Genomic DNA, 20179 nt, shown 5'->3' on the forward strand with positions numbered 1-20179 from the left:
TTCAGTCTTTAACGATATTTGAACATTTTAAAACCCAAAAGACAGTAATTTAGCATTATGATTAGACTACTTATTGTTCTCGCGGTTTTTATCGCTCTTGAGTTTTATTCCTTTCAGTTAATACGCACCTTATCTAGAGGTCACTGGTGGAAATGGGTGTACCTAGCAGTTTCTGTTTTAGTTATTCTCAATGTGTTTTTACAGTTTTATTTAAATCCAGATCGCAGTCAGATATCTGCTTCTAGAGATGTGGCTATCACTATTACATTAGCATTTTTCACTTTGAAATTAGTGTTTGTCTTATTTATGTTCGGTGAGGATATTTATAGAAGTATAGAGGGTTTGATAAGCACGCTTTCGCGAAAGCGAGAATCAGATCAATCTTTTTTACCTAGTAGAAGGGCTTTTCTGGCTAAAGTAGGTCTTGCCGTTGCCGCATTACCATTCGGTGCTATTTTATACGGTGCATGGCGTGGTAAATATGATTATCAAGTAAGAGAATACGAATTAACCTTTGACGATTTACCAGACGCGTTTGATGGGTATAAAATCACACAGTTAAGTGATATTCATGTAGGTAGTTTTGATGATAAGGAAGAAGTGAAGTATGCTATTGATCTAGCAAATGAACAACAAAGTGATTTGATCTTATTTACTGGTGATCTAGTTAATAACGAAGCCAAAGAAATGCATGGTTGGGAAAGTATATTCGGTTCTTTAAAAGCAAAGGATGGAGTGTACTCTGTTCTAGGAAACCATGATTATGGAGATTATGTGCAATGGGATACTGACGAGGCTAAAGAAGAAAATATGCAGCACCTCTATAAAATCCAGAAAGATATGGGGTGGAGATTAATGCTCGATGAAAATGAGAAAATCACTCGTGGTACGGACTCTATTTCTCTAGTAGGTGTGCAAAATTGGGGTGGCGGCCGTTTTCCTAAGTATGGAGATTTAGAAAAAGCATCTCAAGGATTAAGTAAGGAAGAGTTTAAAGTTCTTTTAAGTCATGATCCTACGCATTGGGATTTACAAGTTAAAGACGACGATAAGAAATACCACTTAACTTTGAGTGGTCATACACATGGTATGCAGTTCGGTATAGAAATCCCTGGTTTTATTAAATTAAGTCCAGCATGGTTTGTTTATAAAAAATGGGCTGGAATTTATAAAGAAGCAGGTCAATTCTTGAATGTGAATAGAGGTTTTGGTTTCTTAGGTTACTCTGGACGTGCGGGAATATGGCCAGAAATCACTGTGATCACTTTGAAAAAGGGTTAAAATCATAGATTTCTCAAATTATTTTATGGCTGTTACTGTCTTGTTAAGAATAGTTTATGTTTTGTTTTGACGATTTTATGTACATTTGGTAGTATAATTTGTGATTATGTCAAAGTTCGGCGAGCTTATTAGTGCAAATGTTCCAGTATTGTTTAACTTTTTTACTAACTGGAATGAAGATACCGTTGCTATGAATGCAGTGTTACGTAATGTAGCTGCAGCTCTAGGTGATAAGGCCAAGGTTATTAAAATAGATGTAGAGAAAAATCAAGAGCTCTCTGAAGCGCTTAGGATAAAAGGTGTTCCTACCTTTATTATCTATCAAGGTGGTGAGATGAAATGGAGGCAAAGTGGTGTGCAAGATGATAATACCTTGATACATCAATTAAAACAACTGCGTTAAATAGATTTGGGTTGTGAAATAGACTTACTATTCCATCCTTTTTCTTTTAGAAATGCCAGGTATTCTGGTAATATTACTTTTAATTTTTCAAAAGATTTATCGCTATCGTGAAAGACGATGATACTGCCGTTGCGCGTATTTTTCTTTAAGTTTTTAAGGCAAGATTCTGATGTTCTACTTTGATCAAAGTCGCCTGATAAGACATCCCAAAGAACAATTTTATATCCTTTTTTAATCAACCTTTGGGTGACGGCACTAGTTATACGACCGTATGGTGGTCTAAATAGTTTTGTCTCTACCACTTTGCTGCACTCGTCAATATTATCGAGATACCTATTTTTTTTAGTGGTCCAGGCATTGAGATGGTGGTAAGTATGGTTGCCTATTTGATGATTTTCGTTTTTTAGAAGCCTATAAGTTTCTGGATAACGATTTACTTTATCTCCTATACAGAAGAAAGTTGCTTTAAATCCGTATTGAGATAAAAGGTTTATGACGTAGTCGGTAACCAGTGGAGTAGGACCGTCATCAAAAGTTAGATAGACTGTTTTTTCTCCACGGTTACCGTGCCAATAATAATTTTTAAACAAGTTAGAGAACTTGTCTGATATGTGATCTGGGTATAATTTAATCTTGTTCTAATGTATCTACTACAGTCTCTTGTTGAGAAGTAGTAACGTTATCTACAGAGTTATCTAGAAGTTCTCTTAATTCCATCGCTTCAGCAGAGTCTGGGAATGATTCTTCTGGGCTTTCTCCTTTTATTCTGATGTAATAAGCGTCATTCATAAATCTTATAAACGGCTCAAAGTACCCATTATAAGTATCTACATGTTTATCGATCATTTCTTGATCTTCATAAAATACTGGAACCTCGGCAATAGAATTATATCTAGAAATCGCTGTTGCAATTCTTAGATAATTATTGTCTTGTTCCTCTAGACTCAATTGGTTGTAATGATCCAATTCATCTTGGTATTTTGCAATGACTTTATTTAATAAATCCCTTGCCTTTTCTTGCTTGTTAAGTTCATAATATCCGGATATGAAAGGTTCTAGCATCGAGTAATTGCCGTAATGTTCTAAAGGCATATGTTTCATTCCTAAGTCTAAAATTTCTTCAGCCTTAGTTAGTTGCCCATCTTTCATCAATGCCTCTGCAGCACGAGTAATGTTGCTTCTGTAACCTACACTATTACGTCTAGTCTCTACATCATGATATATGTCTGAAGAACCACCGTTACCCCAGTCCCATTTCTTGATTACTTGATATGCATAATCAGGATCTACTCTACCCATGTCAAATGGATCGCGTGGATCTTCTGGTGTGGTTTTAATAGGTAGTAATCTGTAGGCGCAACCATCTAGTTGCAGGTAGTCCTTCATCCAGATATAATCTTCGTCACTAAAAGCGCCGCCAGAGAAATAAATAGGACGTTCCCAGTTATTTGCATTGATGATGTCTAGCATAAACATTCTGTTTTTATAAACTGCATTGCTTTTTATGTTGATGACTATTTCTTCTACGATTTTATCAGCATCTTTTTGAGGTACAACACCGTTTTTAAGAACAGCTTCTTTATTTACAGGAATAGAGATAAACTTTGTTGGGAATGTGTGCTCAAAGTGCTCGTTTCTCATTTGTTCTTGAGTGACTTTGTTATCGCTAGCTACCCATTGCATCCATTGATCTAATTGCATCGTATCAGGATAAACATAATTTGGATCTTGATTTAAATCCTGCATGCGTTGTTGAATACGTTCTTTATCTGAATAATACAGAGCATCTCGAGTACCGTATTTATATTTGCTATGAGTTAAAGTGCTAGGTACAGGCTCGCTATCCCATGCTTTCTTTTTCATATCATCCATGTACCAGTCTGTACTTAATAGAGAAGTACATACGACACGCACGTCTGTACGATAACCTTCTACCTCTTGTGCATACCATAATGGAAATGTATCATTATCTCCTATAGTAAAGATCAACGCATTAGGTAAACAGCTATCTAGATATTTCTTAGCACTTGCTAGAGCGGTGTATTTATCTGACCTGTCATGGTCGTCCCAGTTTTGATATCCCATAAGTAATGGTGCAGCTGCAAAACATGCTGTCAAAGATATTATTTGTGCAATCCTAGACTTCATGAGATCGCGCAGCATTTCATAAATGGCATAAACGCCCATTCCTACCCACATGCTGAATACCAGAAAAGATCCTACATATGCATAGTCACGCTCTCGTACTTGAAACATAGATTGATTAAGGTACACAAGTATGGCTAGCCCTGTAAAAAGGAAGAGCACTAGAGTAACATAAAAGGATTTTAAATCTTTGCGCGCATGGAAAACAGCACCTAATATCCCTAAAATCAATGGTAAGAAAAAGTAAGTATTGCGTCCTTTGTTATTAAGCATGTCATCACTTAGTTCATCTTGTGTACCTAGGTGTGCCTCATCTATAAAGCTAATACCGCTTAACCAGTTACCATCATAAGAATCCCATTCTCCTTGTACGTCATTTTGTTTACCGACAAAGTTCCACATGAAATAACGCATGTACATATAGCTTATCTGATAGTTTGCCATGTATTTCATGTTGTTAGCAAAACTAGGTTTGTCTATTTCTACAGCTTCCCTTAAAGACATTAATACGTCTATATATTCTTCGGTATCAATTGTCCCGCGTTGCAACCTACGTTCATAATCGTCTAGAACAGAAAGTAGTTCTTGATTGTTTTCAAAGCCTTCCTTTATAGTGTAGTCTAGGCCGCCCATAAATTCTATGTAATTAGATGCTCTAGATGGGTCTGTCATACGTGGAAAAAATCCTTTATGACTGTCATTAGTATTAGGTATCGCGTCCTTGTAATTATTAACTATTACGTACTTACCTAATTTATAGTCTTTTTCATATTTAGGTTTTTCGTCTTTAAAAGCTTCATTTTCCTCAGTAGTAGGATCGTCTTCGTTATATCCTGCGTACATGTCTGTAAATGATTCACCAAAGAAAAGTCCAGGTGATGGGTATTGTTCACGGTTATAATAAGCTAACAAAGAACGAGCGTCTTCCGGAGCGTTTTCATTAATAGGTGTACCAGCATTTGCTCTTATAGGTAGCATGGTCCAAGAAGAAAAACCTACTAATACAAACATGATGCATAAAGTAATCGTGTTTAATAGAGGTAGGTTACGCTTTCGCGAAAGCGAGATTAAAAAAGCAAATAATCCAATTATAAGTAAGAGTACGATAATGGTACCAGAGTTGAACGGTAAACCTATGTCGTTAACAAAGAATACTTCTAAGTATCCAAATATGCTTAATGTATAAGGTAATAATAGTTTGAAAACGAATAGTAATACAGCTACTACTGCTATGTTAGCAACAATAAAGTTGAGAACGGTTATTTTTTTATAGTGTTTAAAATACCATAACAATCCTATAGCAGGTATAGTAAGGATACCCATAAAGTGAATACCAAATGATAGTCCTACTATAAAAGAAATCAGTATTAACCAGCGGTTGCCGCGTGGTAATAGCATGTCACGTTCCCATAACAAGCCTATGTAAAACATAAGACTCATGAGTAATGTTGCTGGTGCATAAACTTCTGCTTCTACAGCGTTAAACCAGAAACTGTCAGAAACCGCAAAGGTTAATGAGCCTATGGCTGCTGCTCCTAAAATCATCAGGTCGTTTGCATGATCTTTTAATATATGTCTCTTTAAAAGTAAAGTAAGCGACCAGAACATAAATAAAATAGTGAATGCACTAGAGAAAACTGCTAGTAAATTAACCGTGTATGCTATGTCTGTTGCGTCTAGAGCAAATACAGAAAAAGCGGCACCCATCATCTGGTAGAGCGGTGCTCCTGGTGGGTGGCCTACTTCAAGTTTTGAAGATGTGGCGATATATTCTCCAGCATCCCAGTAACTTACCGTAGGTTCTACAGTGCTCCAGAATATAAAAAGTGCTGCTGCAAAGACTGTCCAGCCTATGATTTTATTTAATTGTGCGTAGTTCAATTTCATAATGATGGTTAACTCTGGCGAAAATAAGATTTTATGGCCTTATTAACCATATAAACGTCTAAGAGAAAATTACAGTATGTGAGGTGTTGTTGATTTTTATTTAATTATTTTCAATCATATTTTTCTAATAATTATGGGCTGTTCAAGAGATTTGATATATCCTATCGGAAGATTAATTTAAATTTTCATGATTTTTTTTTGCAAGATTTAAGAAATGTTATAAATTTGCACTCGATTTTGTCCCATGGTGTAATGGTAACACTCCGGTTTTTGGTACCGTCATTCAAGGTTCGAGTCCTTGTGGGACAACAAGTAAATCCTGATTCTTAATTGAATCAGGATTTTTTAGTTTTAATAGTTTCGCTTTCGCGAAAGCGAAATACTACTTAATTCTAAACGTAACTACAGGTAGGCTAGAGTGGTTTACGATGTCTTCACTAACGCTGCCGTTGAAAAAATGTGAGAGTCCGCGGCGACCATGAGTTGCCATACCTATTAAGTCTCCTTTTACGTCTTTAGTGTAGTTAAATACACCTTCTTCTACAGAGTTGTCATTATATATAACATAGTCAGCAGGTTGAACGTTTACATCTTTTAGGTATTTAGTAACCTTTTCTTCTGCCTGTCTAGTGCTTAGAAATTGAGATGGAGTGTTTACGTATAATAAATGGAGGTTACATTTAGTCTTTGTAGCAAATGTTGCTGCCTCTTTTAACGCGCTAGTAGATTTGGGATCTAGATCTGTTGCAAATACAAATTCATTCACATCTAGTCTGTTTTTTCTGTCTTTTACGACAAGAACTGGGACTTCAGAATTGCGTACTACTTTTTCTGCATTAGAGCCTAAGAACATATTTTTTATACCGTCAGCGCCATGACTACCCATTACTATAAGGTCTGCACTGTGTCTTTTTACGGTATCCATAATTCCACTGAATGCGCCTCCTGTTTCCACGTCACCATGAATGGTAACGCCTTCTAGAAAGTCTGCATTTAGTAGGTTATCAAATTTTTCTTTGGCAAGCTTCATGAAAAATACAGCCTCTGGTAAGTTTGAGCTACCGTTATTTGCAAGGTGTAATGGTAGGTCTAATAGGTGAAGTAAAAATAATTCTCCGTTATTCTCTCGGGCTATGTCAGCTGCTACTCTAAGTGCGTTTTCTGCCTGTATAGAGAAGTCTGTAGGTACGATGATCTTTTTCATAATGGTTGTTTTTTATATCACTTAAAGATACAAAAAAATAGCATGTTTATCACTCTGTTTTTTAAGGCTTTGGAAATGCTTAAAAAAACAGTATATTTGCAAAGTATTTAAACAAGTATGAGGGGACTAGAGTCCCCTCTTTTTATAAATATGTTGAAAGATAAAGTAGAAAAATTATTAAACGAAGCGTTTGAAGAGCGTCCAGATATCTTTTTGATTGATTTCAAAATGGGTGCTGGGAACGAGATCAAAGTCATTATAGATGGCGATGATGGTGTAAAACTGTCTGATTGTATGTTTTTTTCTAGAGCGGTAGAGCATAATTTAGATCGAGAAGAATATGATTTTTCTATAGAAGTTCTAAGTGCAGGTGCTTCTTCCCCTTTAAGTTCTCCTAGGCAGTTTGTTAAAAATATCGGTAGAGATATTCAAATAACAGATAGAGAGAAGAGAACTGAAACTGGTTTGTTAAAAAAGGCAGATGAGGAAGAAGTTACTATTACATGGAAAGCTCGTGAGCCTAAACCGATAGGTAAAGGGAAAGTTACTGTTGAAAAAGAGTGGACTTTGAACTATGAAGACGTGAAGCAAGCAAAAGTTGTTATAAAATTTAATTAAGAAGTAGTATGGAAAATCTCGCATTGATCGAGTCTTTTTCTGAGTTTAAAGATGATAAAATGATAGATCGTGTCACGTTGATGGCGATCTTAGAAGATGTGTTTAGAGCCGCTTTAAAAAGAAAGTATGGTGAAGATGACAACTTTGATATTATTATCAATCCTGATAAAGGGGATTTAGAGATATGGCGTAATCGTGTTGTTGTGGCTGATGATGAAGTTGAAGATGATAATTCTGAGATTTCATTAACAGAAGCTCAGAAAATCGAGCCTGATTATGAGGTTGGTGAGGACGTTGCAGAAGAAGTAAAGCTTATTCAATTAGGACGTAGAGCTATTCTTGCTTTAAGACAAAATCTTATTGCTAAGATTCATGAACATGACAATACTAATGTCTTTAAACATTTTAAAGAATTAGAAGGTCAACTTTATAGTGCTGAAGTTCATCATATTAGACATAGAGCAATTATATTGTTAGATGACGATGGTAATGAAATTATCATGCCTAAAGATAGACAGATTCCATCTGACTTCTTTAGAAAGGGTGAAAACGTGCGTGGCGTTATAGAAAGTGTTGAGTTAAGGGGTAATAAGCCTAATATCATATTATCAAGAACCTCTCCTAAGTTTTTAGAGAAGCTTTTTGAACAAGAGATTCCAGAAGTTTTTGACGGTGTTATATCGGTAAAAGCTGTTGTTAGGGAGCCAGGTGAGAAAGCTAAGGTTGCTGTAGATAGTTATGATGATCGTATAGATCCTGTAGGTGCTTGTGTAGGTGTGAAAGGTTCTCGTATTCATGGAATAGTTCGTGAATTAGGAAATGAAAACATTGATGTAATTAACTTTACAACAAATACACAACTTTATATTGCTAGAGCATTAAGTCCTGCAAAGATTGTCTCAATGGTAATCAATGAGGAGACAAAGAAGGCTGAAGTGCGTTTGAGTCCTGAAGAGGTTTCTAAAGCAATAGGTCGAAGAGGTCATAACATTAGATTAGCCGGTAAGTTAACTGGTTATGATATTGATGTGATTAGAGAAGGTGCTGAAGAAGATGTGGAATTAACTGAGTTCACCGATGTTATCGATGGATGGGTTATTGAAGAATTAAGTAAGATAGGATTGGACACTGCCAAAAGTGTTCTAGAGCAAGACGTTGCTGACTTAATAAAACGTACAGATCTTGAGGAGGAAACCGTTTTAGACGTAGTTAGAATCCTGAGAGCAGAATTTGAAGATTAGATTAGAAATTAAAGTCAATCCTGAACCATTTTATGGCCGAAGTAAAAAACATGAGACTCAACAAAGTTCTAAGAGAATTTAATATTTCTCTAGACCGTGCTGTGGAGTATCTTAATTCTAAAGGAATTGAGATAGAGGCTCGCCCTACCACAAAAATAGATGCTAGCGTCTATAAAGCACTTGCTGATGAGTTTCAAACTGACAAGAGCAAAAAAGTAGCCTCAAAGGAAGTAGGTGCTGAACGTCGCAAGGAACAAGAAGAATTGCGATTGCAGCGAGAAAAAGAACTTGAGGAAAAACAAAAGAGACAACAAGAGGTTATAAAAGCTAAGGCTTCTATAGGTGGTCCTAAACAAGTAGGTAAAGTTGATCTGGATGCTGGTAAGAAAGCAGAAAAGTCGACTAAAGAGCCTGAAAAGGCTTCTGAAGCTGTTGTTAAGGAAGAGTCTCCTAAGGTTGAGAAAACTACTGTTGCTCCTCCCAAAGAAAAAACCGATTCTGAAGAGTCTAAAGAAATCACACAGGTTTCTAATAGACCTAAAGCAATGGGTACTACCTTAAAAGGTAAAATCGATTTAGATGCAAATAAGAGATCTAAACCTAAAAAGAAGCCAGAGGCTGCAAAAAAGGTTGAGGTTTCTAAAAAAGAAGCTAAGCCTAAGGTAGAAGCTGTTGCGCCTAAAGCAAAATCTAAAGTAGAAGAAGTAGCTAAAGAGGCTAAGCAGCCTAAACCTGCTACTAAGTCTGTTGATGGTTCTAAGACTGAAGCAGCTGAGCCTGTGGTTAATTCTGAGCCAGAAGTTATTAAGACCGAGTATAAGAAATTAGGTGGTCTTAAAGTTACTGGTAAAAAAATTGACCTTTCTCAATTTGCTAAGCCGAAGAAAAAAGCTGCAGATACTAATAGAGGTAAACGTAAGCGTATTTCAAAACCTGGAGGTTCTGGAGGTGGTAATCGCTCTAATAATAGACGTGGTGGTAACAATAATAACACTGGTCGTAAAAATATTGTTAAAGAAGAGCCTACTGATGAAGAAATTCAAAAGCAGGTAAGGGAGACTCTTGAGAAATTACAAGGTAAGTCTTCTAAATCTAAAGCGGCTAGATACCGTAGGGATAAGAGAGAAAGTCACCGTGATAAAGTTGATGCTGCAGAGCAAGCTCAAGCAGAGGATAAGTCATTACAAGTAACGGAATTTGTTACTGTAAGTGATCTTTCTATTATGATGGATGTTCCTGTAAATAAAGTTATCGGTGCATGTATGTCTCTAGGGATGATGGTAACGATGAATCAAAGACTTGATGCTGAAACGATGTCTATCGTGGCTGAAGAGTTTGGCTTTGATGTAGAGTTTGTAAACGCTGATATCGAAGAGAGTGTTGCTGAAGTTTTAGACAATGAAGAAGATTTAGTTTCTCGTGCTCCTATCGTTACTGTAATGGGTCACGTAGATCATGGTAAAACATCTCTTCTAGATTATATTAGAAAAGAAAATGTTATTGCTGGCGAGAGTGGTGGTATCACACAGCATATTGGTGCTTATGGTGTTGAGCTTGAAAATGGTCAGAAAATAGCATTTTTAGATACGCCTGGTCACGAAGCTTTTACAGCGATGCGTGCTCGTGGTGCTCAAGTTACTGATATTGCAATTATTGTTGCTGCAGCAGATGATGATATCATGCCGCAGACTAAAGAGGCTATTTCTCACGCGCAAGCAGCTGGAGTACCTATAGTATTTGCAATTAACAAGATCGATAAGCCACACGCTAATCCTGAAAAGATAAAAGAAGGTCTTGCGCAAATGAATTTACTTGTAGAAGATTGGGGTGGTAAAATTCAATCTCATGATATCTCTGCAAAAGTAGGTACAGGTGTTAAAGAATTACTTGAAAAAGTTTTACTTGAGGCTGAGTTACTAGATTTAAAAGCTAATCCTGACAAACCGGCAACTGGTACAGTAGTCGAGGCGTTCCTTGATAAAGGTCGTGGATATGTTTCTACTATACTTGTTCAAGCTGGTACATTAAAAGTAGGAGATTATGTTCTTGCTGGTCCTAGACATGGTAAGATTAAGGCGATGCAAGATGAGCGTGGTCATGATGTTCAAGAAGCTGGTCCTTCTACTCCTGTTTCTATATTAGGTTTAGATGGTGCTCCACAAGCTGGTGATAAGTTTAACGTATTCCAAGATGAGCGTGAAGCTAAATCTATAGCAGCAAAACGTACACAATTACAACGTGAGCAATCTGTTCGTACTCAGAAGACATTATCTCTTGATGAAATCGGTCGTCGTATTGCGTTAGGAGACTTTAAAGAGCTTAACTTGATCCTTAAAGGTGATGTTGATGGATCTGTAGAGGCGTTAACTGATTCATTCCAGAAATTATCAACTGAAGAAATTCAGGTGAATATCATACACAAGGCTGTAGGTGCAATTACTGAAAGTGATGTGTTACTTGCGACTGCATCTGATGCGATAATAATCGGATTTAATGTACGACCACAAGGTAATGCAAGAGTTGTTGCAGATAGAGAAGAAGTAGATATCCGTACTTATTCAATTATATACGATGCGATCAATGATCTTAAGGACGCGATGGAAGGAATGCTTTCTCCAGAGCTTAAAGAAGAGATTACTGGTAATGCAGAAGTTAGACAGACATTTAAAATATCTAAAGTTGGTACCATTGCAGGATGTATGGTTACAGACGGTAAGATATTTAGAAATGGTGGTGTAAGATTGATTAGAGATGGAGTAGTTGTTTACACAGGAGAACTAGTTGCTCTTAAGCGTTTCAAAGATGACGTTAAAGAAGTTGCTAAAGGTTATGAATGTGGTATGCAGATTAAGAACTATAATGACTTGCAAGAGGGTGATGTTTTAGAATCCTTCCATGAAGTAGAGGTAAAGAAAACTTTGAAATAATAAGTTATACCTTAATAAATAAAAAGCGCCTTCATGAAAATGAAGGCGCTTTTTTTATGTGTTAAGTTAGTTTGAAAAATCAATTGGTAAGATTCTTCTCGAGCCTATTTAGTTATCTAAATGACTAATTGGAAGTTGTTATAAAGTTAACTTGTTATTGAAAGATTGCATTGTTCATCTTGTTCCGAGGTAAATATTTTTTCAGGGTTTTAAATTTTCAAAATGTTGAATTGAATTTGAATGTCAATTCTGTTTGTTTGATAAGCTGTTGGAGTTTGTGGTTTTGGTTTTACAGAGGGTTATTGATTTTCTTGTATAGTTAGAATCATGTTGTTTCTGTTTTACTAAGCTACTCCAATTGGTGGTTGTATTGTGGTTGCAATAGAAATTGAGCTTTGCTTGTTTAAAAGGCCGATGAATGGTTTAGCGTTATGTTTCTGCTTCGATTTTAAATGATGTTTTGTATTTTAATTGTTATGTGTACGAATCCAATTTTGGTTTAGTTTCAAATATGTTATGTAGAATTTTATTCCGTTGTCTGGATTCTTTTAAAGCTTGGAATTTATAAGTGATAAGGGCGATGGTGTTGATTGTAGGATGTGTTTTGATTTTACCGTATTTGGATCCGATTTTTGAGGTTTTGTTGTGTGAATTGATTTTTTATATATTGATATAAATAAAAAAAAGCTTAATGATATTGTTATCATTAAGCTTTGAGTTGATATTTGATAATTCACAATAATTATCAAATATTAAAGAGTTATTCCAGTTGATTTATGGTTTTAAGATAAGCGCATTGGAATACTTTTCTTTTATTTTAATTAGGGCTCTTTCTGCTTCTAATCTGCTTCTGTAAGTTCCTACACATATTTTGTGATAAGGGTGTTCCCATGTTAATTCTGATTTCCATTTGTGATCTAAGGCATCATATTGACGTTTTGTGGCGATGGCTTTGTTCCGTTCACCGTAAAAAATTTGTATGGTATAGTGTTCTTTAAAGTCACCAGATTTGTCCATGGCGATTTTTGTAGAAACTAAGGCATCCAATTTTTGCTTATCAATTTGCTTTGATTCTTGTGCAATTCCTTGAAATGCAACACCGAACATGGTTAAGCTTACCATTAAAATTTGTATTTTTTTTCTAGACATAGCGTGTGTTCTCTTATTGTTAGCTTTCGCGAAAGCTAATCTATTTAGAATAGTTATAAATTATTTTCTTCATTTTATTCACGGGCAAAAATAAACGATTTATGACCTATTTTTGCGGAAGCATTTACGATACGGTAAAATACCGTAATTATTGTGCCAAAGTTATAGTAATATTCATTAAGCGAGATGATAAATAGGAAATTACATTTTTCCGCATGGCAGTTCATGCTAGCGTTTGTTTTCGTAACACTAGGTTCTATTAGTGTTTACGGACAGGATGCTACCACCTCAGATGGTGAGCCAGCGGCGCCTGTAGAAGCTACTAGTGGTGGAGACGCTGCTTTAGGAGAGGCTCTTTTTAAAGCTAATTGTGCATCGTGTCACAAATTGTACAAAAAAGCCGTCGGTCCGGCGCTTTTTCAGGTAAGTCAGCGTCACGATAGAGAGTGGCTTTACAGTTGGGTTAAAAACTCAACGGCATTAATTGCTACAGGAGATGCTGAAGCAGTTGCTATTTACAACGAGTATAATCAGTCTAACATGAATGCTTTTCCACAGCTTTCTAATACTGATATTGATAACATCATTGCTTATACAGATACTGAGAAGCCTAAACCTACTGGTCCAGTTGTTGATGCGGCTAGTACTGGTTCTGCTACTGGTGGTTCTTCAATCTCTAATAATATTATATTAGGTGCGCTAGCGGTAGTTTTGTTACTGTTAGTAGTGTTGTTGATAGTAGTAAATAAGACGCTAAAGAGATTTGCTCAGGCAAATGGAATTCAGACTGAATTTGAAGAAGAAGAGCGCACTCCTATTTGGAAAGCGTTTGTTCAAAATCAGTTTTTAGTATTAGTTACTTCTGTATTCTTGTTACTAGCAAGTGCTTATTTTGCATATGGTGCATTAATGAGTGTAGGTGTTGATCAAGGTTATGCGCCGGTACAACCTATTCATTACTCTCACAGAATACACGCTGGTTCTAATGAGATAGATTGTAAGTATTGTCACTCTAGTGCTCGTGAGTCTAAGCATTCTGGTATTCCTTCTTTAAATGTTTGTATGAATTGCCATAAGTCTATCGGTGAGGTAGCAGATGCTACTTATCAAGAAGGTATCGATGAGTATGGAATTGATTATAATAAGGAGATTCAGAAACTATATGCAGCTACAGGTTGGGATAGTGATGAGCAGAAGTTTGTAGGTGAAGAGAGTCCTGTAAGATGGGTTCGTATTCATAACTTACCAGATCTTGCTTACTTTAATCACGCACAACACGTTACTGCTGGTAAGATTGCTTGTCAGACTTGTCACGGTCCTGTTGAAGAAATGGAAGTGATGTATCAATATTCACCATTAACTATGGGATGGTGTATCAACTGTCACCGTGAAACTAATGTAGATCTTCAGGGTAACGGATATTATGAACAAATTCACAAAGAACTTTCTGAAGCTCGTGGTGGTCGTCAATTGACTATCGCAGATTTAGGAGGACTTGAATGTGGTAAATGCCACTATTAATAACATAGTTTTAGATATTTATGGCTACTACTAAGAAATACTGGAAAAGCACTGCGCAACTTGATGACAGCAATGAGATTGTAAAAAATCTTGAGCAGAATGAGTTCGCGAGTCCTATTCCTTCTGATGAGTTTTTAGGAAATGATGAGGCGATGGAGTCTTCTAGCACTTCACGACGTGATTTTCTAAAGTATGTTGGTTTCAGTACTGCGGCAGCATCGCTTGCGGCATGTGAAGGACCAGTAATATACTCGGTACCTTACGTTAATCAACCAGAGCAAATCATTCCTGGAATGGCTAACTATTATGCGACAACTATCGCAAATGGTTATGATTTTGCTAGTATATTGGTTAAAACTCGTGAAGGTCGACCTATTAAGATAGAGAGTAATAAAGAGGCAATGTATCGTGGTCATGCAAATGCTCGTGTTCATGCTTCTGTGTTATCTTTATATGATAATAACAGATTGAAAACTCCTATGATTAAAGGAGTTGAATCTAATTGGGAAGAGTTTGATAAGCAAGTTGGGGATCAACTTTCTTCTTTAAATGGAAAAGAACTAGTTGTGTTAGCGCAAACTTTTGCTAGTCCATCAATGAATAAAATCTTTTCACAGTTAAAAGCTAGGTATTCTAATGTGCGTGTCGTTACTTATGACGCTGTTGGTGAAGATGCTGCTCTTGCTGCTTTTGAAGCTAGATATGGCTCTAGAGCATTAGCTGATTATGATTTTACCGATGCAGAGACTATTGTTTCTATAGGAGCTGATTTTGTAGGTGACTGGCAAGGTGGAGGATTTGATAAGGGTTATGCAAAGTCTCGTGTTCCTAAGAATGGTAAAATGTCTCAGCATATCCAATATGAGGCAAACTTATCTTTATCTGGTTCTAATGCTGATAGACGTTATCCTGTAACGCCTACTGAGCAAAAAAATATCATTGCTGCATTATATAGTAAAATAGTAGGTGGAGGAGCAAATGTCTCTCTATCTGATAAAGTTGCTAAATCTGTTGAGCAAACGGCTATAAGTCTTAAGCGCGCAGGTAGTAAGGCTGTTGTTCTTTGTGGTGTTCCTGATCAAGCAGCACATCAATTAACTATTGCAATAAATGAAGCGCTAAGATCAACTATAGTTGATACAGTTTCTCCTATCATGACTCGTCAGGGTAATCGTAAGTCTGTTGATGCTTTGGTTAAAGATATGAATGCAGGAAAGGTAGGTGCTATTTTTATAGCAGGTGTTGATCCTGTATATAGTTATAATGATAGTGACGCTTTCGCGAAAGCGTTAGAAAAAGTGTCGCTTAGAGTGTCTTTTGCTTCTTCAATGAATGCAACAGCTGAAAAGTGTAATTATGTTGCTACTACTCCTCATTTCCTTGAGTCTTGGGGTGATACTGAAATAAAGAAAGGGCATGTGTATTTAACGCAGCCTACTATAAATCCAATTTTTAAGACAAGACAATTACAAGACACTTTATTAAAATGGTCTGGTAGTTCTCAATCTTTTAAAGATTTCCTAAAAGAAACTTCTAAAGCGTCAGGTTCTAGTTGGAATCAATCATTACAGGATGGTTTTTATAAAACATCTGTTGTAGTTAACGATTCTGAAGAGGAAGTTGAGCGCGAAGTGATAAGTAACTCTGCTGCGTTAAGTGCTATGGCTAGCGCCAAGAAGCCTTCTGGCTATGAGCTTACTTTATATACTAAAACTGGTCTAGGTGATGGTGTTATGGCAAATAACCCATGGTTACAAGAATTGCCAGATCCTATTACTAGAACGACTTGGGATAATTACGTAACTATTTCTCAAGCAGATGCGGAGAAGCTAGGTGTTGTTAATGAAAATGTAGCTAACGGTGCTCTTGATGGAACATATGTAACGGTAACGTTAGATGGTGTGCAAAGAAAATTACCTGCTCTTATTCAACCAGGACAGGCTGCTGGAACAATCGGTATAGCTTTAGGTTATGGGCAGACAGCTGCTATTCAAGAAGAAATGCAGACTGGTGTAAATGCATATCCTTTCTATAAGAACGGTGTTGCAGTACAAACTGTTTCTGTGAAGGATGCAGGTGGTACACATGAGTTTGCTTGTACTCAATTACAAAACACTATGATGGGTCGCGATATTATACGTGAGACCGATCTAGAAACATATAGAACTGGTAATAAGGATAATTTCAATCCTATGCCTGAGGTTTCTTTGAACCATGTTGAAACTCCGGTTACTTCTCCAGATGTAGATCTTTGGGAAAGTTTTGATAGATCTGTAGGTCATCATTTCAATATGTCTATCGATTTAAATGCATGTACTGGTTGTGGTGCTTGTGTTATTGCTTGTCATGCAGAGAACAATGTTCCTGTTGTTGGTAAGACTGAGGTTAGAAAATCTCGTGATATGCACTGGTTGCGTATAGATAGATATTACTCTTCTGAAGATAGTTTTGAGGCAGATGAAGCTAAGAAAGATGGCTTCGATGGATTATTCGGTGATAATGGTTCGTTAGGTGGTTTTGGAGAGTTGGAAGTCCCAGCTGATAATCCACAAGTGGCTTTCCAGCCAGTGATGTGTCAGCACTGTAATCACGCACCTTGTGAAACTGTATGTCCAGTGGCTGCATCTTCTCATGGTCGTCAGGGTCAAAATCACATGGCTTATAACCGTTGTGTAGGTACTCGTTATTGTGCAAACAACTGTCCTTACAAGGTTCGTAGATTTAACTGGTTCTTGTATAATGGTAACGATGAGTTTGATTATCATATGAACAACGATTTAGGTCGTATGGTTATTAATCCAGATGTTACTGTAAGAAGTCGTGGTGTAATGGAGAAATGTTCTCTATGTATGCAAATGACTCAAATGACTATTCTTGAAGCTAAGAAAGACGGTCGCATGATTAAAGATGGTGAATTTGCTACGGCATGTTCTAATGCTTGTTCAAGCGGTGCGATTACTTTCGGTGATATCAACGATAAGGAATCTGAGATTTTTAAAGTGAAACAACAAGACCGTATGTATCACCTATTAGAAGAAGTGGGAACTGAACCTAATGTGATGTATCAGGTTAAAGTGAGAAACGTATAATTAACTAGCAAAACTAATCAAGATATTATGGCTCATTATGAAGCGTCCATAAGAAGACCTCTCGTTACAGGAGATAAAACATATTCTGATGTAACAAGGGATATCGCGGCACCAGTAGAAGGTGTTGCAAATAAGCAATGGTGGATTGTGTTTACAATCGCTCTTATTGCATTTCTTTATGGATTAGGATGTATTACTTATACGATCTCTACTGGTATTGGAGTATGGGGATTGAACAAGACCATAGGATGGGCTTGGGATATTACTAACTTTGTATGGTGGGTAGGAATCGGTCACGCAGGAACATTAATTTCTGCAGTACTTTTATTATTTCGCCAGAAATGGAGAATGGCTATTAACCGCTCTGCAGAGGCGATGACTATCTTCTCTGTAATTCAAGCAGGTTTATTCCCTATTATTCACATGGGACGTCCATGGTTAGCTTATTGGGTATTACCTATTCCTAATCAATTTGGTTCTTTATGGGTTAACTTTAACTCGCCATTACTTTGGGATGTATTTGCAATTTCAACTTACTTATCTGTATCGTTAGTATTTTGGTGGACTGGTTTGCTTCCTGATTTTGCAATGATCCGTGATAGAGCTATAACACCTTTTAATAAGAAGATATACGGAATACTTTCTTTTGGTTGGTCTGGTCGTGCAAAAGACTGGCAACGTTTTGAAGAGGTATCTTTAGTTCTTGCAGGTCTAGCAACTCCATTAGTACTTTCAGTTCACACTATTGTATCTTTTGACTTTGCAACATCAGTAATACCTGGATGGCATACAACAATTTTCCCTCCTTACTTTGTTGCTGGAGCAATCTTCTCTGGTTTTGCAATGGTAAATACTCTTCTTATTATTATGAGAAAAGTATGTCACTTGGAGAACTACATAACTATTCAGCATATCGAATTGATGAACATTGTAATTATGATTACTGGTTCTATAGTTGGTGTCGCTTATATCACTGAATTGTTCGTAGCTTGGTACTCAGGTGTTGAGTATGAACAGTATGCTTTCTTGAATAGGGCTACTGGTCCTTATTGGTGGGCTTACTGGTCTATGATGACTTGTAACGTATTCTCTCCTCAGTTCATGTGGTTCAAGAAATTAAGAACTAGTATTATGTTCTCTTTCTTTATATCGATTGTTGTAAATATTGGTATGTGGTTTGAACGTTTTGTTATTATTGTAACTTCTTTACATAGAGATTACCTTCCGTCTTCTTGGACTATGTTTTCTCCTACCTTTGTAGACATAGGTATCTTTATAGGTACTATTGGGTTCTTCTTTGTACTTTTCTTATTGTACTCTAGAACATTCCCAGTAATAGCACAAGCAGAAGTGAAATCTATACTTAAAGCTAGTGGAAGTAAGTACAAGACTTTAAGAGAAAATAAAATGACGTCTAACGCAGGAGCTTCTTCAGGAGATCCTATCGCTCACCCAGGCGAGTAGAACTAAGATATTATGTCAACAAAAATTATACACGCTTTATATACTGACGACGATGTTTTACTGCAAGCGGTGAAACAAGTTAGAGATAAGCATTACCATATTGATGAAATATTCACACCGTTCCCGGTGCATGGTCTAGAAAAAGCTATGGGAATTGCAGATACTCGCCTTGCGATTAATGCTTTCTTATATGGAATAGTAGGTTTGTGTGTAGCAACTGCTATGATGAATTATATAATGATAGAAGACTGGCCACAGAATATAGGTGGTAAGCCTAGTTTTTCGTATTTAGAAAACTTGCCAGCTTTTGTACCTATCATGTTTGAGTTAACAGTATTTTTTGCAGCCCACTTAATGGTTATTACTTTTTATATGAGAAGTAGATTGTGGCCATTTAAAAAAGCTGAAAATCCTGATGTAAGAACGACTGATGATCATTTCCTTATGGAAATTGATACACATGGTGCTGATGTTGAAGAAGCGACAAAGTTTCTTTATGACACTGGTGCAGTAGAGATAAAATTAATTGACAAAGAAGCGCACTAATGAATAGATCTGTAAAAACGTTCTTGTTTGCATTTGCTTCAATTCTTGTTGTTTCCTGTGGAGGAGATGATAAGTCGACAGCAACTGATTCAAATAGAAGTGTTCAGTATTTCCCTAACATGTATGAGTCTGCAGGTTATGAGGCTTATCAAGAAGGAGAGATATTTCCTGGAAATGTAGAAGCTCAATTACCTGTTGAAGGTACGGTTTCTAAAGGGTGGATGCCATATGATTATGATGATACTAATGATGGTTACGCTTCCGCGAAAGCGAACTTAAAAAATCCTCTTCCATATACTGAAGCTAATTTAACTAATGGTGAGGCTCTTTTTGGAATTTACTGTGCCATATGTCACGGTAAAAAAGGTGATGGTCAAGGTACTCTAGTTAAATCTGAAAAGATATTAGGTGTACCTAGTTATGATGCTCGTGATATTTCACAAGGTTCTATTTATCATGTTATGTATTACGGTATAAATTACATGGGTTCTTATGCTGCTCAAACTTCTATAGAAGAGAGATGGCAAATAGCTCATCATGTAGATGCTTTAACTAGAGATTTGAAAGGTCAGGCTCGTCAAGAGTTTGTTACCGAGGTTTCTAATGAAGATGAAACGGCGATGATGGATGTACACCACGATGAGGAGACTCATAGTGTTGATGATCACGTTACAGAAAATGAACCAACAACTGAAGGGCATTAA

At 36.6% G+C, this 20179-nt stretch carries 14 protein-coding genes and 1 tRNA gene; 11 read left to right on the plus strand and 4 right to left on the minus strand.

The window, feature by feature from the left end:
* The first annotated feature begins 57 nt into the window (after positions 1–57).
* Both LY01_RS03815 and LY01_RS03820 read left to right on the plus strand, forming a co-directional pair.
* The gene (locus LY01_RS03815; protein WP_170034498.1) at positions 58–1281 is read left to right on the plus strand and encodes a metallophosphoesterase; all 1224 of its coding nucleotides are present in this window, start codon (positions 58–60) and stop codon (positions 1279–1281) included.
* Between the two features lie 106 nt (positions 1282–1387).
* Positions 1388–1684, plus strand: coding sequence for a thioredoxin family protein (locus tag LY01_RS03820; protein WP_104514471.1), 297 nt, complete (start codon positions 1388–1390; stop codon positions 1682–1684).
* On the opposite strand, the gene LY01_RS03825 is transcribed toward LY01_RS03820, so the two are convergent.
* Together LY01_RS03825 and LY01_RS03830 are read right to left on the minus strand one after the other, a co-directional pair.
* Entirely contained in the window at positions 1681–2274 is a 594-nt protein-coding gene (locus tag LY01_RS03825) for a polysaccharide deacetylase family protein (protein ID WP_211289260.1), read from the minus strand. The two genes, LY01_RS03820 and LY01_RS03825, sit on opposite strands and share 4 nt — an antisense overlap.
* Before the next feature lie 37 nt (positions 2275–2311).
* Positions 2312–5716: a glycosyltransferase family 117 protein gene (locus LY01_RS03830; RefSeq protein ID WP_104514473.1), complete on the minus strand. Its 3405-nt coding sequence runs from the start codon at positions 5714–5716 to the stop codon at positions 2312–2314.
* Between the two features lie 238 nt (positions 5717–5954).
* Between LY01_RS03830 and LY01_RS03835 the strand changes: the two genes are divergently transcribed.
* Positions 5955–6025 (plus strand) — tRNA-Gln (locus LY01_RS03835).
* Positions 6026–6098: 73 nt separating this feature from the next.
* Here the strand turns inward: LY01_RS03835 and LY01_RS03840 are convergent.
* On the minus strand, positions 6099–6920 hold the full coding sequence (locus LY01_RS03840) for a universal stress protein (RefSeq protein WP_104514474.1): 822 nt from the start codon (positions 6918–6920) through the stop codon (positions 6099–6101).
* Between the two features lie 150 nt (positions 6921–7070).
* Here LY01_RS03840 and rimP point away from each other — a divergent pair, with 150 nt between their 5' ends.
* The 3 genes from rimP to infB are packed head-to-tail and all read left to right on the plus strand — an operon-like array spanning position 7071 to position 11706.
* Entirely contained in the window at positions 7071–7538 is a 468-nt protein-coding gene (gene rimP, locus LY01_RS03845) for a ribosome assembly cofactor RimP (protein ID WP_104514735.1), read from the plus strand.
* A gap of 8 nt (positions 7539–7546) precedes the next feature.
* Complete coding sequence (nusA, locus tag LY01_RS03850; RefSeq protein WP_104514475.1) at positions 7547–8779, plus strand: transcription termination factor NusA; 1233 nt, start codon at positions 7547–7549, stop codon at positions 8777–8779.
* Positions 8780–8811: 32 nt separating this feature from the next.
* A complete protein-coding gene (gene infB, locus LY01_RS03855; RefSeq protein ID WP_104514476.1) occupies positions 8812–11706 on the plus strand; it encodes a translation initiation factor IF-2 in 2895 nt (964 codons plus the stop codon).
* 774 nt (positions 11707–12480) lie between these two features.
* On the opposite strand, the gene LY01_RS03860 is transcribed toward infB, so the two are convergent.
* Positions 12481–12855, minus strand: coding sequence for an SPOR domain-containing protein (locus tag LY01_RS03860; protein ID WP_245890618.1), 375 nt, complete (start codon positions 12853–12855; stop codon positions 12481–12483).
* A gap of 225 nt (positions 12856–13080) precedes the next feature.
* On the opposite strand from LY01_RS03860, the gene LY01_RS03865 reads away from it, so the two are divergent.
* From LY01_RS03865 to LY01_RS03885, 5 genes are read left to right on the plus strand one after another with little or no spacing between them, the layout of a single operon-like run.
* Positions 13081–14376 (plus strand): c-type cytochrome, encoded by a 1296-nt coding sequence (locus LY01_RS03865; protein WP_211289261.1) that lies wholly within the window; start codon positions 13081–13083, stop codon positions 14374–14376.
* A gap of 20 nt (positions 14377–14396) precedes the next feature.
* Positions 14397–17465 carry a TAT-variant-translocated molybdopterin oxidoreductase gene (locus tag LY01_RS03870; protein WP_104514478.1) on the plus strand — a complete coding sequence of 1023 codons (3069 nt, stop codon included), beginning with the start codon at positions 14397–14399 and terminating at the stop codon, positions 17463–17465.
* Positions 17466–17492: 27 nt separating this feature from the next.
* Positions 17493–18929, plus strand: coding sequence for an NrfD/PsrC family molybdoenzyme membrane anchor subunit (nrfD, locus tag LY01_RS03875; RefSeq protein WP_104514479.1), 1437 nt, complete (start codon positions 17493–17495; stop codon positions 18927–18929).
* Positions 18930–18941: 12 nt separating this feature from the next.
* Complete coding sequence (locus LY01_RS03880) at positions 18942–19475, plus strand: DUF3341 domain-containing protein (RefSeq protein WP_104514480.1); 534 nt, start codon at positions 18942–18944, stop codon at positions 19473–19475.
* A complete protein-coding gene (locus tag LY01_RS03885; RefSeq protein WP_104514481.1) occupies positions 19475–20179 on the plus strand; it encodes a c-type cytochrome in 705 nt (234 codons plus the stop codon). The genes LY01_RS03880 and LY01_RS03885 overlap by 1 nt, the downstream gene beginning before the upstream one ends.

This window comes from Nonlabens xylanidelens (assembly GCF_002934445.1).
Lineage (GTDB): Bacteria > Bacteroidota > Bacteroidia > Flavobacteriales > Flavobacteriaceae > Nonlabens > Nonlabens xylanidelens.